Annotated in this window: 15 protein-coding genes; 12 read left to right on the forward strand and 3 right to left on the reverse strand. The window is 50.5% G+C overall.

All coding sequences use genetic code 11. The annotated features are described in order from the left end of the window. Positions 1 to 339 precede the first annotated feature (339 nt). Positions 340 to 1,074, reverse strand: coding sequence for an alpha/beta hydrolase (locus tag DFQ01_RS16175; protein ID WP_110044933.1), 735 nt, complete (start codon positions 1,072 to 1,074; stop codon positions 340 to 342). A 295-nt stretch (positions 1,075 to 1,369) separates the two neighbouring features. On the opposite strand from DFQ01_RS16175, the gene pdhA reads away from it, so the two are divergent. The 11 genes from pdhA to DFQ01_RS16230 all read left to right on the forward strand — a co-directional run bounded on the left by pdhA (position 1,370) and on the right by DFQ01_RS16230 (position 14,569). Next, on the forward strand, positions 1,370 to 2,440 hold the full coding sequence (pdhA, locus tag DFQ01_RS16180) for a pyruvate dehydrogenase (acetyl-transferring) E1 component subunit alpha (protein ID WP_425452412.1): 1,071 nt from the start codon (positions 1,370 to 1,372) through the stop codon (positions 2,438 to 2,440). Positions 2,441 to 2,477: 37 nt separating this feature from the next. After that, a complete protein-coding gene (locus DFQ01_RS16185) occupies positions 2,478 to 3,455 on the forward strand; it encodes an alpha-ketoacid dehydrogenase subunit beta (RefSeq protein WP_110044935.1) in 978 nt (325 codons plus the stop codon). A 70-nt stretch (positions 3,456 to 3,525) separates the two neighbouring features. Then, positions 3,526 to 4,836 (forward strand): dihydrolipoamide acetyltransferase family protein, encoded by a 1,311-nt coding sequence (locus tag DFQ01_RS16190; protein ID WP_110044936.1) that lies wholly within the window; start codon positions 3,526 to 3,528, stop codon positions 4,834 to 4,836. A 6-nt stretch (positions 4,837 to 4,842) separates the two neighbouring features. Then, positions 4,843 to 6,258 carry a dihydrolipoyl dehydrogenase gene (gene lpdA / locus DFQ01_RS16195; protein WP_110044937.1) on the forward strand — a complete coding sequence of 472 codons (1,416 nt, stop codon included), beginning with the start codon at positions 4,843 to 4,845 and terminating at the stop codon, positions 6,256 to 6,258. Between the two features lie 155 nt (positions 6,259 to 6,413). Further along, positions 6,414 to 6,923 carry an acyl-CoA thioesterase gene (locus tag DFQ01_RS16200; protein ID WP_110044938.1) on the forward strand — a complete coding sequence of 170 codons (510 nt, stop codon included), beginning with the start codon at positions 6,414 to 6,416 and terminating at the stop codon, positions 6,921 to 6,923. A gap of 143 nt (positions 6,924 to 7,066) precedes the next feature. Then, entirely contained in the window at positions 7,067 to 8,026 is a 960-nt protein-coding gene (locus DFQ01_RS16205; RefSeq protein WP_110044939.1) for a thymidylate synthase, read from the forward strand. A gap of 32 nt (positions 8,027 to 8,058) precedes the next feature. Then, positions 8,059 to 8,550 carry a dihydrofolate reductase gene (locus tag DFQ01_RS16210; RefSeq protein WP_110044940.1) on the forward strand — a complete coding sequence of 164 codons (492 nt, stop codon included), beginning with the start codon at positions 8,059 to 8,061 and terminating at the stop codon, positions 8,548 to 8,550. Between the two features lie 220 nt (positions 8,551 to 8,770). Further along, positions 8,771 to 10,258, forward strand: a complete 1,488-nt coding sequence (locus DFQ01_RS16215; RefSeq protein WP_110044941.1) for a glutamate synthase subunit beta — start codon at positions 8,771 to 8,773, stop codon at positions 10,256 to 10,258. Between the two features lie 241 nt (positions 10,259 to 10,499). Next, complete coding sequence (locus tag DFQ01_RS16220; RefSeq protein WP_110044942.1) at positions 10,500 to 10,820, forward strand: hypothetical protein; 321 nt, start codon at positions 10,500 to 10,502, stop codon at positions 10,818 to 10,820. An 80-nt stretch (positions 10,821 to 10,900) separates the two neighbouring features. Next, entirely contained in the window at positions 10,901 to 12,058 is a 1,158-nt protein-coding gene (locus DFQ01_RS16225) for a glucosaminidase domain-containing protein (RefSeq protein WP_110044943.1), read from the forward strand. Between the two features lie 168 nt (positions 12,059 to 12,226). Further along, entirely contained in the window at positions 12,227 to 14,569 is a 2,343-nt protein-coding gene (locus tag DFQ01_RS16230; protein ID WP_110045025.1) for a DNA topoisomerase 3, read from the forward strand. 119 nt (positions 14,570 to 14,688) lie between these two features. On the opposite strand, the gene DFQ01_RS16235 is transcribed toward DFQ01_RS16230, so the two are convergent. After that, complete coding sequence (locus DFQ01_RS16235) at positions 14,689 to 15,429, reverse strand: HAD family hydrolase (protein WP_110044944.1); 741 nt, start codon at positions 15,427 to 15,429, stop codon at positions 14,689 to 14,691. 200 nt (positions 15,430 to 15,629) lie between these two features. Here DFQ01_RS16235 and DFQ01_RS31150 point away from each other — a divergent pair, with 200 nt between their 5' ends. Beyond that, positions 15,630 to 15,767 carry a hypothetical protein gene (locus DFQ01_RS31150; protein ID WP_174812657.1) on the forward strand — a complete coding sequence of 46 codons (138 nt, stop codon included), beginning with the start codon at positions 15,630 to 15,632 and terminating at the stop codon, positions 15,765 to 15,767. Positions 15,768 to 15,892: 125 nt separating this feature from the next. On the opposite strand, the gene DFQ01_RS16240 is transcribed toward DFQ01_RS31150, so the two are convergent. Then, positions 15,893 to 16,114 (reverse strand): hypothetical protein, encoded by a 222-nt coding sequence (locus DFQ01_RS16240; RefSeq protein WP_110044945.1) that lies wholly within the window; start codon positions 16,112 to 16,114, stop codon positions 15,893 to 15,895. Positions 16,115 to 16,256: the final 142 nt, after the last annotated feature.

The following is a 16,256-nucleotide window of genomic DNA, read 5'->3' on the forward strand; positions in this document are numbered from 1 at the left end:
CGGGGGGTTCTTGTGTATATTCGGTTTGTAGCTATAGTTACGACTAGTTAAGGTACGTAATGGTTGTCACAGCGGCTATTGCGTTGAACGACAAGCATTTCAGATTCTAACGGATGCGACAAACGCTAATGGTGGTTTGAAAGCACCATTTTGATGCGAAAATGCTTCAATAAGCTTTATAGCAACCGCTAGACGATGGAATTCTGCTCTACTAGTCGAATAAGCCCTGGCACAACCGTTACAGATGTGTTCTATGCCTACAACAACAAAACGCTGGAACCAGTCATGGTCCAGCGTTTTTGTTATTCTATTTGATACTTGGCGGGAGATTATCATCGATCATCGATCCAAAAAGTGAGCCAGCCCCGCCGGCAGATCCTTCTGCCAGAAGCCCCACGTATGTTTACCGTCACGCTCCAAGTACGACACCTTCGCACCACGCTCTTCAAGCAGCGCTCGCGCATCGCGATTCAGCTCGACGAAGTTGTGCACGCCGCGATCCATCGTCTCGTACGCATCCTCTTGCAAGCCAACCGTCATGTAGATGTCCAGCCACGACAAATCGGTTTCGAGCTCCATTAGATCAAGCGAGCAATCGAAGAAGGCACCTGACAGCGACAACACCTGTGTAAACATCTCACGATGATTCAATGCGATATGAAGGGAGGAAGTGCCGCCGAGTGAATCACCGGCCAGCAGACGCGAAGCCGCATCGCGACGAACCGGATATTTGCTTTCGATAAAAGGGATGAGCTCCTCGGCGAAAAATCGTACGTATTCAGCATGCCGCGATCCGTCAGGGGAATACTCCTCCGTGCGAACCTTCTTGTCTACTTCGACACCTACAACAATGAACGGTTCGATTCCTTCATCTAATATAAGCTGGTTGGAGATCGTTGCGACTCGTCCGAAATTGAAGAAGTCTTCGCCGTCTTGGCAGTATACAACCGGGTAGCTAAGCACTTCATTATAGCCAGGTGGCAGAAATACACGAAGCTTGCGTTCGCCTTCTGGCAAATAGCGACTCGCTATGACTTCTTTGTTTACTGTTCGTTTCAAATATTTGTCATCCATGTTGACATGCTCCTTTCGCCCTGCATGAGATGCGCCTCTCATGGGTAAACAATAGATAGGAAGTCCGCGCTTTTCTAGGCTTCAACTGTGACATTGTATTACACTGTAATACTATTGAATTGTTGCTGTTACATATACAATTTCGATGAAAAGTCGTCTAAAACTCTAAAAAACCGCGGGTATATCGTGTTTTTACTTTGACCATTTTCTCGAAACAGGTATATAATTATTCTATAACAGAGGTATGTGATATTCAAATTTTATTACGAGGTGAGCGTTTGCGATGAGCAAAGTGGTGACTAAACAACCGTCTTACGAAGTTCAGTCCGAGCCAGTTACACCGTTGTCCATTTTGTCGCCTGAAGGCGAAGTCGTAGCCCCGGACCTGGTTCCGAGCCTGTCCGATGAACAACTGAAAGAAATAATGTACCGTATGGTATTCACGCGTGCTTGGGATGAGCGCGCAGTAAACCTGGGCCGTCAAGGTCGTCTCGGCTTCTACGCACCGGTATCCGGTCAAGAAGCTTCGATGGTTTGCAGTGAGTACGCATTGAATAAAGAAGACTTCGTAGCTCCTGGCTACCGCGATATGCCGCAGCTCGTGTGGCATGGTCTTCCACTGTACCAAGCATTCCTGTACTCCCGTGGACACCAACACGGCGGTCAAATTCCAGAAGGCGTCAATGTTCTGATGCCGCAAATCATCATCGGCGCACAAGTGCTTCATGCGATGGGCGTAGCGATGGCATTCAAGAAAAAAGGCGAGAAACGCGTTGCGATTACGTACACGGGTGACGGCGGTTCGTCCGAAGGCGACTTCTACGAAGCACTGAACTACGCTGGCGTATTCAAGCTTCCTGTAATCTTCGTCGTTCAAAATAACGGCTATGCAATCACGACGCCGTATGCGAAGCAAACGGCTGCGCTTTCCGTAGCGCACAAAGCTGTTGCTGCTGGCATCAAAGGCGTTCAAGTTGACGGCATGGATCCACTTGCTGTCTATAAAGCAGTATCCGAGGCAGCAGAGCGCGGCCGCAACGGCGAAGGCGCTACGCTGATCGAGCTCATTACTTATCGTTACCGTCCACACTCGATGGCGGACGACACGACCAAATACCGCACGAAGGACGAAGAGAACGATTGGGCACCGCGCGATCCGCTCGTACGCTTCAGCAAGTATTTGGAAGCGAAAGGTCTCTGGACAGAAGAAGACACAGCTCGTGTCAAAGAAGAGTCCAAAGCAACAGTGAACGAGCACATCAAGAAAGCGGAACAAACAGAGAAGATGACGGTTTCTGGCCTGATCGACTCGATGTTCGAGAAAACGCCTCAGCATCTAGAAGAGCAAAAGGCAGACTTTCAATAATAATCGACTAAATCGCTGAAGGAGGATTCCATCGATCATGGCTCAAATGAATATGCTTGAAGCGCTGCGCGATGCAATGCGCGTGGAATTGAAACAGGATCCTAACGTTCTTATTTTCGGTGAGGACGTAGGTAAAGTCGGCGGCGTATTCCGTGTAACGGAAGGCCTGCAAGAGGAATTCGGCGAGGAGCGCGTATTCGATACGCCTCTCGCTGAGTCCGCAATCGCTGGTATGGCAGTCGGTATGGGTACGCAAGGCTTCCGTCCGATCGCAGAAATCCAGTTCGTTGGCTTCATCTATGAAGCACTCGATCAAATGTTTGTACAAGCTGCTCGTATGCGTTACCGCTCCGGCGGCCGTTACAACTCGCCAATCGTATTCCGTACGCCATTCGGCGGCGGCGTTAAAGCGGCTGAGCTGCACACGGACTCGCTCGAAGGCTTGGCAATCCAAACACCAGGTATCAAGGTTATCGTACCTTCGAACCCTTACGATGCTAAAGGTCTCATGATCTCTGCAATCCGTGATAATGACCCTGTCTTCTTCATGGAGCACCTGAACTTGTACCGTGCATTCCGTGACGAAGTGCCAGAAGGTGAGTACACGATCGAGATCGGTAAAGCAAACGTTGTTCGTGAAGGTAAAGACGTGACGATCATCGCTTACGGCATGATGGTTCACACGGCGAAGAAAGCAGCTGAAGAGCTTGCTAAAGAAGGCATCGAGGCTGAAGTTATCGACCTTCGTACGCTGGTTCCGCTTGATATCGACACGATCGTTAAATCGCTGCAAAAAACGAACCGCGCAATCGTCGTTCAAGAAGCACAAAAAACATCCGGCGCTGCGGCTGAAGTTATTGCACAAATCAATGAAAAAGCAATCCTGCACCTCGAAGCGCCAGTACTCCGCGTAGCGGGTCCTGACACGGTTTATCCGTTCGCGCAAATCGAAGATGCATGGCTGCCATCGCCAGAGCGCGTAGTGAAAGCAGCGAAGCAAGTACTGAACTTTTAATTCATAATCGATCCTGCAGCGCTGTTAGGGCGAAGGTCGGTCACGTATACAGAACGAGGGAGGCATTCGGATGGCTAAATTCGAATATCGATTCCCGGAGCTGGGCGAAGGTCTGCATGAGGGCGAAATCGTCAAAATGCACATCAAGCCAGGCGACGCGGTTAATGATGAGAGCATCATTATGGAAGTTCAGAACGACAAGGCAATCGTAGAAGTACCTTGTCCAGTAGAAGGCAAAGTTGTTGAAGTGTTCGCGAAAGACGGCCAAGTTTGCCACGTTGGCGAAGTTGTAGCAGTCATCGACGTTGAAGGCGAACTGCCAGAAGGCGCAACAGTTGCAGCGGACAGCGCACCAGCGGCTGAAGCTCCTGCAGCAGCACCGGCGGCTCCAGCAGCACAAGCTGCAGCGCCTGCTCCACAAGCAAGCGGTGCACTTGTATTGGCTACGCCTAGCGTTCGTAAATATGCTCGTGAGAAGGGCATTGACATCACGACGGTAACGGGCTCCGGCAAGAACGGCAAAGTTACGCGTGAAGATATCGATGCATTCGTATCCGGCGGCGCAGCACCTGCAGCAGCAGCAGCAGCTACAGAAGCGGCGGCGGCTCCAGCGGCAGCAGAAGCGCCTGCAGCAGCGGCATCTAAGCCAGCAGCGCCAGTTGCAGCAGGCGACGCTTATCGTCCAGAAGAGCGCGTACCATTCAAAGGTATCCGTAAAGTAATTGCGAATGCAATGGTCAAAACGGTACAAACGGCTCCACACGTTACGCTGATGGACGAAGTCGACGTAACAGAGCTTGTTGCACTGCGCGCGAAATATAAGCCTTACGCAGAGAAGAAAGGCGTTAAGCTGACTTATCTGCCGTTCATCGTGAAGGCGCTCGTGGCTGCATGCCGCGAATTCCCAATCATGAACTCCACGCTGGACGAAGCAGCTCAAGAAATCGTTCTGCGCAAATACTACAATATCGGTATCGCTACGGATACGGAGAACGGCTTGATCGTTCCAGTTATCGAAGATGCAGACCGTAAAAATATCTACTCGGTTGCTAGCAAAATCAGCGATCTGGCTGTTCGCGGCCGCGAGGGCAAGCTTGCTGCTAACGAGCTGCGTGGCAGTACGATCACGATTACGAACATCGGTTCCGCAGGCGGCATGTTCTTCACGCCGATTCTCAACTTCCCAGAAGTTGCAATCCTCGGTACGGGTCGTATCTCGGAGAAAGCTGTTGTTAAGAACGGCGAGATCGTAGCAGCACCAGTAATGGCTCTGTCGCTCAGCTTCGACCACCGTCTGATTGACGGCGCAACGGCACAAAACTTCTTGAATTTCATCAAAAAACTGCTGGCTCAGCCAGAACTGTTCATCATGGAGGTGTAACGAAACATGGTAGTAGGAGACGCTTCACTCGATATCGATACATTAGTCATTGGCGCAGGCCCTGGCGGTTACGTTGCAGCAATCCGTGCAGCACAACTCGGTCAATCCGTACTGTGCGTAGATAAAGCAACGGTAGGCGGCGTTTGCCTTAACGTTGGTTGTATCCCTTCCAAAGCACTTATCTCGGCAGCTCACCAATACGAAGCAGCTTCCCACGGCGAAGCATTCGGCATTACGGTTGGCGATGTGAAAGTGGACTGGAGCAAAGTACAAGAGTTCAAAAACGGCGTTACGAAAAAGCTGACGGGCGGCGTTGCATCGCTGCTCAAAGCGAACAAAGTTGAGTACTTCAACGGCGAAGTAATGTTCATCAACCAGAACGAAGCTCGCGTATTCAACGATCAAGAAGCACCGCGTTACCGCTTCAAGAACTGCATCATCGCGACGGGCTCCCGTCCGATCGAGCTGAAAGCATTCCCTTACGGCGGCCGGATCCTGTCCTCGACAGAAGCGCTGTCGCTGCCAGAAATTCCGAAGAGCCTCGTTGTAATCGGCGGCGGCTACATCGGTATCGAGCTTGGCCAAATGTACAGCAAATTCGGTACGAAAGTGACGATCGTTGAAGGCTCCGACGCAATCATGCCAGGCTTCGACAAAGATATGTCCAACCTCGTAGCGAAGAAGCTGAAAGCTAAAGACGTTACGATCGTAACGGGCGCTCAAGCGAAATCCGCTGCTCAAACAGCTGACAACGTAACGGTAACGTACGCTGTAGGCGACAAAGAAGAAACGGTTACGGCTGATTACCTGCTCGTAACGGTTGGCCGTCGTCCTAACACGGACGGCGAGCTGGGTCTTGACCTGATCAACGTCGAAATGACAGACCGCGGTCTGATCAAAGTCGACCACCAAGGCCGTACGAATATCCCGCACATCTTCGCAATCGGCGATATCGTACCAGGCGCAGCACTCGCTCATAAAGCAATGTACGAAGGCCGCGTAGCAGCAGAAGCAATCTCGGGTCTGCCAAGCGTAGTCGACTACAAATGCATTCCAGCTGTTGCTTTCTCCGATCCAGAATGCGCAAGCGTTGGCTACTCGGAGAAAGAAGCGAAAGAGAAAGGCCACAACGTCAAAGCAGGCAAGTTCCCGTTCGCAGCGAACGGCCGTGCACTGTCGCTTAACGGCGCTGAAGGCTTCGTGAAAATCGTTTCCGACGCTGACAACGGCCTCGTACTCGGCGCGCAAATCGTCGGTATCGAAGCTTCCAACATGATCGCTGAGATTGGTCTGGCTATCGAGATGGGCGCTACGCTCGAAGATATCGCTCTGACAATCCATGCGCACCCAACGCTTGGTGAAATCGTGCTCGACGCTGCAGAAGTAGCGCTCGGACATCCGATCCACACGTTTGTAAAATAATAAAAAGTTGCAGACCCTATCCTTTAGAGGTTCGGTCTGCAGTTCTAGAGGTCAGCGACTGCGAATGTCGCTGGCCTCTTTTTGCTGGGCGAATGCATACACTACTGTAGGATTCGGACGGTAGGATTCGTAGTTCATTGAAGGGGGAATACGGAATGACAGAACAAGCTGCGCAATCATTGACTCCTAAGCGAGCGTCGGATTCACGAACGGTACTGACCGACATTGTGTTTCCTTCGGATACGAACCATCTTCAGACGCTGTTTGGCGGCGTCGTGATGGAGTACATGGATAAAGTGGCTGCAATCTCGGCAATGCGTCATTCACGGACGTCTGTCGTCACGGTGTCTACAGACAGCATCGACTTTGTCGCGCCTATCCGCGTTGGCGAAGTCATCATTGTCGAATCATTCGTATCGTGGACGCATCGAACGTCGATTGAAGTCTATGTGAAAGCCGATACAGAAAACCTTAAAACAGGCGAACGGGAGACGGCCGTAACGGCATTTTTCGTATTCGTATCACTTGGTGAAGATGGCAAGCCAGCGGCAGTCCCTGGCGTCATTCCTGAGACGGATGAGGAAGTAACCTTGTATGAAACGGGCGAAGAACGTTATTTGCAGCGTCGCAAGCGGATGGATGACCGCAAGAATAAAGGACATTAACAATCGCATTGAGGCATACGGAAAAGCGGCTATTTAACTGTGAAGATCCGAGTTGGTGAATTTCTCAATCTGTCGGCGCTGTCGCTTTTTATGATACAATACAGCTAATAAGATGACAGGCAGATCGATGGGAGATTGATGAGATGAGTCGCAACGAAGATCAATATTTGCAGCTATTGAAGCATGTGCTGGAGCATGGTACACGCAAGGATGACCGTACGGGAACGGGGACGATTTCGACCTTTGGTTACCAGATGCGATTCGATTTGCAGGAAGGCTTCCCGCTGCTGACAACAAAACGTATCGCGTTCAAAACGAATATTGTGAGCGAACTATTGTGGTTCATGAAAGGCGACACGAATATTCGCTATTTGCTGCAGCATAACAATAATATTTGGAATGAATGGGCGTTCAAGCGTTGGGTTGAGAGCGAAGCGTATGACGGCCCTGACATGACGAATTTCGGGCTTCGATCGCAGACAGACGAGTCGTTTGCCCTTCAATATAATGAGCAGATGGAACGCTTCAAGCAGCTTGTGCTCACCGATGATGCGTTTGCAGCCCAGTATGGCGAGCTAGGCGACGTCTACGGCAAGCAATGGCGTGCCTGGCGCACGACGCAAGGCACGACGATTGATCAGCTTCAGGATGTCATTGAGACGATTAAACGCAATCCTGATTCGCGTCGATTGATTGTGTCGGCATGGAATCCGGAAGACGTGCCGACGATGGCGCTGCCTCCATGCCATACGCTGTTCCAGTTCTATGTGGCTGACGGGAAACTGAGCTGCCAGCTCTACCAGCGCAGCGCCGATATTTTCCTTGGTATTCCGTTTAATATTGCAAGCTATGCGCTGCTTACTCATCTTATCGCACACGAATGCGGACTTGAGGCAGGCGAATTCGTTCATACGCTAGGGGACGCACACATCTACGTTAACCATATGGAGCAAATTCAAGAACAGTTGAGCCGTGAGCCAAGAGAGCTGCCGAGGTTGAAGTTGTCGGGTGATTGGACATCTGTGTTCGATGCCGATGTAGCGAATATTTCGCTTGAGGGCTATGATCCGCATCCAACGATCAAAGCACCGGTAGCGGTGTAATTCGACGCGCAGCGGACAGGAGAGTGGGTACAATGAGTCAAATCACGATGATCTGGGCGATGGACCAGAATCGCGGTATCGGCATTGAGAACCGAATTCCGTGGCGCTTGCCAGCGGACATGGCATTTTTCAAATCTTATACAACTGGAAAGACTGTAGTAATGGGACGCAAAACATTCGAGTCATTCCCGAAAGCACTGCCGAATCGTCGCAATGTCGTGCTTTCGCGTAATAGCGATCTAGTACTGGAAGGTGCAGAGGTCGTCACTTCTGTCGAAGAGGTATTGCAGCGCTATGGCAGCGAGGAAGAGCTTGTTGTCATCGGCGGTGCCGAAATTTATCAATTGTTCTTGCCTTATGCCAATAAATTGCTAGTCACTGAAATTGACGAAACGTTCGCAGGTACAGATGCCTTCTTCCCTGCGTATGATGAAAGTCAGTGGGTGCTTACGGATCGGAGAAATGGCGAACAAAATGAGAAAAACCCGTACATTTACCGCTTCTTGACGCTTGAACGGTCGTGATTACGGTTTGTTCCAGTGAGTGGTAATTGGCTCCCAAATGTATAACGGTGCAAATGATTGTACGGATAATCCATTTATCTAGTGCGCGATATGATGCTAATATGAACCCAATTCAACTATTAAACTAGCGTTATCATGCAAAGGCTATGATTCAAGTTGCTGATCAATTCCCGAAGTATTCTTCGGGAATCGAGAATATATTGATGGGGGAGTTGCGATCATGTCTACACCAACGGGATTTATGGAGTTTAAGCGCGAACTGCCGGCAGATCGCGATCCGGTAGAGCGGATTAAAGATTGGGAAGAGTTCCATCTCCACATGGACGAAGAACATCTGCGCACACAAGGCGCACGCTGCATGGATTGCGGAACGCCTTACTGTCACACAGGCATGGAACTGGCTGGCAACGCTTCTGGCTGCCCAGTCAATAACCTTATACCAGAGTGGAACAATCTGATCTACCGTGGACTGTGGCGCGAAGCGCTGGATCGTCTGCACAAAACGAACAATTTCCCTGAGTTTACTGGCCGTGTGTGCCCTGCACCTTGCGAAGGCTCCTGCACGGTTGGCCTTATCGGACAGCCTGTTACGATCAAGACCATCGAGCAGTCGATCATCGACCGCGGCTTCGAGGAAGGCTGGGTCGTACCACAGCCACCGAAGGAACGGACAGGCAAGCGTGTTGCGGTCGTTGGCTCGGGTCCAGCTGGTCTCGCAGCAGCAGCTCAACTGAACAAAGCGGGTCACCTCGTTACGGTGTACGAGCGTGCAGACCGCATCGGCGGACTTCTCACGTACGGTATTCCAACGATGAAGCTGGATAAAGGCGTTGTACAACGCCGCGTCGATCTGCTGGAAGCAGAAGGCGTGACGTTCATTACGAACACGGAAATCGGCAAAGACATTGCAGCACAAAAGCTCGTTGACGACTTCGACGCTGTCGTATTGTGCGGCGGTGCGACGAAATCTCGCGACGTATCGATGGAAGGCCGTGAACTGAAAGGCATCTATCAAGCGATGGATTACCTGAACGGTACGATCAAGAGCTACCTGGATTCGAACCTGGAAGACGGCAACTACATCTCGGCAAAAGACAAGGACGTTATCGTTATCGGCGGCGGCGACACGGGTACGGACTGCGTAGCAACTGCACTTCGTCATGGCTGCCGTTCGGTTACGCAATTCGGTACGCATGCGAAAGCACCGCTCGAGCGTGACATTGTAAACAATCCTTGGCCGCAATTCCCGAACGTTTATACGCTGGATTACGCTCACGAAGAAGCGAAAGCTCTGTACGGTGAAGATCCGCGTGCGTTCTCGGTCCTGACGAAGAAATTCGTAGGCGATGAGAACGGCAACCTGAAGGAGCTGCACACGGTTCAAATCGAGCGTACGGTTGATGAAACAGGCCGCAAAGTGTATACGGAAATCCCGGGCACGGAGAAGGTTTGGAAAGCAGACATCGTCCTCATCGCAGTCGGCTTCGAAGGTCCTGAGAGCACGGTTATCAACGAGCTCGGCCTCGAGCAAGACCGTCGTTCGAACGTAAAAGCGAAATACGGCCAATACGTAACGAACGTTGACAAAGTGTTCGCAGCAGGCGACATGCGTCGCGGTCAAAGCTTGGTTGTATGGGCAATCAACGAAGGCCGTGAAGCGGCTCGCGAAGTTGATAAATTCCTGATGGGATCGTCGATGCTTCCATAAGAAGCAAGACGTTCATCACGATGAATGAAATAAGAAGCACGATCGCGCTATAATGCGGATCGTGCTTTTTCTTTTGGATTACATAAGAAAGATTATGTTTACTAACGATCTCGAAAGTTGGTTTTCATTTTCGACAGCGTCGTCAATATGATAAGCTGTTATTATGATGGGCAGCGATTAATGCTGTCTCCAAGTGTTGGGTCTCATAACGTATAGCAGGAAAGTGGAGGTTGCATCGTACATGATTCAATATGGTTCGGACGTTATTACAGAGCTGAAATTCGTATCATTCCAACCGACGATCGAGCGTCGTAACAATCAGTTGGTGGACATTGAGCTTATACCAGAGCTATGGAAGGGGACGCCAGTTCCGGACGGAATTACTGAATTGACGGTCTATGTGGTTTGTACCGTTGGTGGACAAATTGCGCAAATCGTGCCGTATGATGAGGGCATAGATTGCGAATTTCAGTTTACGGTGTCGGAGAAGGAGCAAATTTCGGCGTACATTTTGTCGGAAGATATTCAGGGGCGCATTCGCAATCTAACCTCCCCAATCTGAGGAAAGATATGCTAAAATCGGGGTATACGATCGCTAGATTAATAGCTTCCTAGCATCCGATTGATGCGGAGGTAGGTCCTATGTCCACCGATAACGCCAACATATTGACGCCAACTGAATTGCGCAATATAAGAGCGTATGTGCAGCACAAGTTCGCTGATTTACCGCAAGACAAGCATGCCGACATTGTCGCGGACGCCGTACGTAAGATTGTGTACAGAAGATTGCCTGATTTCGCAGAGGATGTACGTAACGATCTGACGACCCGGCTTATTCGGACTGCACTCTTAGAGCGGTCAGGTCCGGTCAATGTCGATGATATCGTGGAAGTATGTTTGCCGCTTCAGATGGATGATGCTGTCGTGTTCGAACCGTTCCATGCATGGGTAGAGCAACAGCTTCAGGCAGTGATCCAACCTGATAACTTAAGAGAAGCGTTAGCTAACTTGTCAGCCGAGGACGCGAATCGTGACAAGCCGCTGTGGCAGACGATGGTGGAATACCTTATACCTCACGCACAGCCGTTAGACCCGGTGCGAGAAGGCTCAGCCGTTATTCTCCCGTTCGTCACGAGCGCTGGTGCGGCAGCGATGATGGCAGAGGCTGAAACAGCGGACATCGGTTTGTCCGAGCCGGCATCGAAACAACGGTTTCGGCCCTTGTTGTACGGGTTGATGAGCGTGATTATTGCAGTTGGTACGCTCGCGTATGGCTGGTATTTGCAGCGACCGGATTCAGATGAACGTTCGGGATCGGTGGCCCCCGTAGCAGCCGCACCACCGTCAGTTGTTCCTGCCAAGAACGAACTGCCGGCAAGTCTGCAGTATCGCGAGATTGATATGGATCGGCTGGCTGCGTACTTAAATTCGAAGAACTCGCTGTTAGCCGAAGCGAAGTATACGGAACCGATTATTGCGGCTGCTGAGGAATTCGGGATCGATCCGCTGCTGATGTTCGCAATTACGGGTCAAGAGCAGGCGTTTGTTCCTCGGGACCATGAGCGAGCGATGGAAATCGCGAACAATCCTTTTAACGTCTTTCACAGCTGGATGGAATATAATACGACGATCAAGCAGTCTGCGAGGATTGCAGCACGTACCATCGTTAGCGCGAGCAAGAACAGACCGGAAGAGATCGATCCTTTCACTTGGATTAATATCAAATACGCAGAAGATAAGAATTGGGCCAAAGGCGTTCGTTCCATCTGGTCTTCGATGAGCAAACGAATAGCCGAATAGGCACATGACAGTTTAACGCAATTAATGATAAAATAAGACAGACTCATACAGCACCATGAGATGTCGGATCAGGAAGCACCTCTTTCGACCAAGCTAAAATACTTCAAATGCCGGGCTGCCTTGTCGCAGCCTATTTTGCATGACAAGAATGGCAAAGGAGCGAATTTCTTGAAGACACTCATCATTGCGGAGAAGCCAGACATGGGGCGTAATATCGCAGCCGCAATCGATCCGAAAGCGAAAAATCACCGTACGTATCTAGAAGGTGATCAGTACATTATCACTTGGGCCATCGGCCATCTGATCGGGCTTGCGGAGCCTGATGCGTACGACGATCGATATAAGAAATGGAATATTAACGATCTTCCGATCATCCCGGATACGTTCAAGCTCGTACCGAACCGGAAGACAATTGATCAGCTTAAATTAATTGGCGAGCTTGCCAAACGCAGCGACCTGCTCATTAATTCGTGCGATGCGGGGCGCGAGGGTCAGCATATATTCTCGCTCATTCAACGGCACTTGAAGTTAAAGCAGCCTGTGAAGCGGCTTTGGATATCGGACCTGACGCCAGAGACGATTCGGAAAGGATTCGCCGAGCTGCGAGAAGGCGTTGAATTCGAGAATCTGACGAAAGCTGCCAAGGCAAGAAGTGAAGCCGATTGGCTCGTTGGCATGAACGGTTCGCGCGCTTTTACAACAAAGCACAACGTATTGCTGTCGGTCGGCCGCGTTCAGACGCCCGTACTCGCACTCATCTATGATCGTCAGAAGCAAATTGAGGCGTTCTCGTCGCTCAAGTATTTTGAGCTGGAAGGGCACTTCAATCAACAGAATGTCACCTACAAAGGCATGTGGCAGGGCGAGCGGATGACGGACAAGGCGAAGGCGGATGCGCTCGCTGCGAAGGTAAAGGGCAAACCAGCACGAATTGCATCGTACGAGGTAAAGGATACAAAGGAGTATCCGAACAAGCTGTATGATCTCACGCTCCTCCAGCGTGAAGCGAACGGTAGGTACAGCTTCTCTGCGAAGAAGACGCTTGATATCGCACAGTCGCTGTACGAGAAGCACAAGGTCATCTCTTACCCTCGTACGAACTCGAACTATGTAACGGAGCAAAATATTCCGGAGATGCACAAGGCGCTGTCAGCGCTTCAAGGAACCGATTACGATGCGATCGTGAGAGGTGCGAACCGTAACCTGGTGCATGCAGGAAACAAGGCGATCTGCAATCCGTCCAAGGTTGAGGATCACCATGCCATTCTGCCGACGCATCGGAAGGCAAGCGGCCTGACGCCAGATGAGAAGAAGCTGTATGATCTGATTGTTCGCCGTTTCCTGTCCCAGTTCTATCCTGCTGCTGAATATAAGATGCATACGGTGCTAACAGAAGTCGAGGGCGAGACATTCAAGACGACGGTAAAGCAGCTGCTCAGCATCGGTTGGAAGATGATCTATGCCGATCAGCAGAAAGAAAAGAAAAGCACGAGCCGAAGTAATGCAAAGGAAGAGGAAGAAGACGAAGAGGTTGAGGTGGACGAGCCGTTCTCCATCGAGCCGAACGTTCCGGTCACCTGCGCTGACGCGATTGTGAAAGAAAAGGACACGCAGCCTCCAAAGCATTTTACCGAAGGTACGCTGCTCAAAGCGATGGAGAGTGCCGGCAAGCAGATCGAGGATGAAGAGCTGCGCGATGCGATGAAGCAGTCAGGGCTCGGTACGCCAGCGACGCGCGCAGCGACGATAGAGAGGCTCAAGCACGTCGGTTACATTGAGATGCAGGGCAAGAAAATCGTTATCACGCTCAAAGGCCGTACAGCGATTGAGCTGATTCGTGGTGCAGGCATTGATCTGCTCACTTCGCCAGAGATGACGGGTCAATGGGAGCGCCGTTTGAACGAGATTGCACGCGGTACTGCTTCAGACGAGCAGTTCATGGATAAGGTGAAGCTGTTTGCAGCGAAGATCGTTGATCAGGTGCGATTGCAATCGCGCGCAGCGAAGACGTCGTTCGAAAGTGATGAGCAGCCTAAAGGAGGAACAGGAGCCAAAGGCCGCAAGGGAACAACGCGGATGAAATCTTCTGGTTCAAGCGGCAGTGGCAGCAGCAGAACGTCCAAGACTGCTGCGTCCTCTGCTAGCGAAGGCGGTGACGGCGCTGTCTCAACGAAGAGGGCGTCTCGTACGAAAACGGCAGCAGCTCAACCCGCTTCTTCGGATGCAGGTGCAGGGCCTAGCATAATTGCTGCTTGCCCTCGTATCGGCTGTGGTGGCAGCTTATTTATGGGGCGTAAAGGATATGGCTGCTCGAACTACCGAGAAGGCTGCAAATTCGTTATCTGGAAGCAAAGCTTCGGACGCTCATTGACGGATGCTCAAGTGAAGGCGATCGTTGAGAAAGGCAAGACGGGCAAGTTGAAGCTGGCATTGGCTGATGGAACGCCAGCGGAAGGTCGAATTGTACTTCGCAACATCGATACAGGGGAATTAGCCGTCGAGGCTGATTAATTCGTTAATGTAATGAAATAAGGCTAGCTGCGATCTCGTTCGAAGTGAACGCGGGCAGCTAGCCTTATTTGCGTTATCGTAAAGTCAGGGCCTGCACATAGCACCATGGGCTATATCGTCTAATGCTGTTCCTGTACGTACCGATGAATCGTTGGTGGTACATCTGGCAGCTGATGGAGCGTGAAGAAAGCGCCTTGTGGCTGTACAGCAATCTCGACATTGTTATAGACCCATTCGGTATCCACTTTCATATGAATGGCGTTAATGCCAGCCGTCAGTGCAGGAACAACGTCTGTACGAATCGAGTTGCCGATCATCCAGGTTGACGAGCGATTGAAGTCGCCCTCCAGCAGGATCGATTCCAGCGCATCGTTGTTTTTATGGCGCCGGATATAAATACGCGATCCGAAGTAGCGTTCGAGGTTCAGCTGATCGATCTTCCGCCGTTGAATGAGCAGTTCGCCACCTGTATACAGATGCAGTTGATGTCCGGCCTCAGCTAGATCGTTCAACGTTGCTTCCATGAACGGATAAGGCTCTACTTGATGTTCGTACACACTTCGTCCGAGCTTCCACAAGAAGTCCTCTTCAACTGGAGAACGCTTACGACCTGTTATGTCGGAGAAATACACATACGTATCGATAAACGATTGTGGGAAATGGTCGCTCTTGAATCCGAGTACATGTACACCGGCAATATCGATCTCTGTCTGCTTATTCTTGATGATGTCTGCCGTAATGTCGGGGTAGCCGGCAAACCAGGTAAGCATAGAGTCGCTGAATTGTTCGATGACCAGGTAGAAGTATTTGTTACAGTACACGAGCGTATCGTCTAGGTCAAATAGGATGGTTTGTTTCATCTTGGGCACGACTCCTTTACAAGAAAAAAGATAAGCGACGGCAGTATCCGTTCGTTCATCCGTAAAGCCGGTAAGCGCTGTCTGAACAGTGCATAGGCTTGCGTATCCCCCTGACATCAATCTACCGTACGGAGCATCCGTAAGTCAAACAGAATAATGGATAAGCGAAGCGCGAATGCTATGCGTTGGAGGTGAGCGAAATGCCTTATAACAAGAGCGAGAAGATAAACAATCAGCGTAATGAAGCAAGCTTCAAGGAAGAAGAGCGTACACCGAAGGCGAAGAAGCAGGGCGAAGTGCCGCCAAGTCTTAATGGCATTAACAAAGAATCCATCTAACAAGATACTTCATTGTACGTGCATTGGCAGTGCGGTGACACGGACGTTAGGGTAATAGCATTCTTCCCATACGAACGAGGCATGCAATCGCTGTTCACGATGCATGCCTCGGATCGTTCATTAGATTAAGCATATTTCAACCGTTTGGCAGTCAGGTCGTTCTTAATAAAATCAATTCGTCTTCGAACATAGAAATCGAAGCTGTCTCCGCGTAGTTCCTTCGGCGCGATCGAAGCGCCTGACTCGTTGTCGATGATGGTTAACTTGCCGTCGCTATAAAATTTGAACGTCAAATCTCGGAATGGACGGTTCTTCTCTACATATCGATAGTTCTCGCAGCGCTTCATGATGATCGGCCTCCTTTAATTCCATGAAATGGATTGTTCGCTTAGGATATAGAACACTTGTTCTTGTTTTCATTATACCAAACATCTGTTCGGATGGAAACTATTTTTTGTTTCTCGTAAGATAGAATAATAGAGAGGATTA

The organism is Paenibacillus cellulosilyticus (assembly GCF_003182255.1).
Taxonomy (GTDB): Bacteria; Bacillota; Bacilli; order Paenibacillales; family Paenibacillaceae; genus Paenibacillus_T; species Paenibacillus_T cellulosilyticus.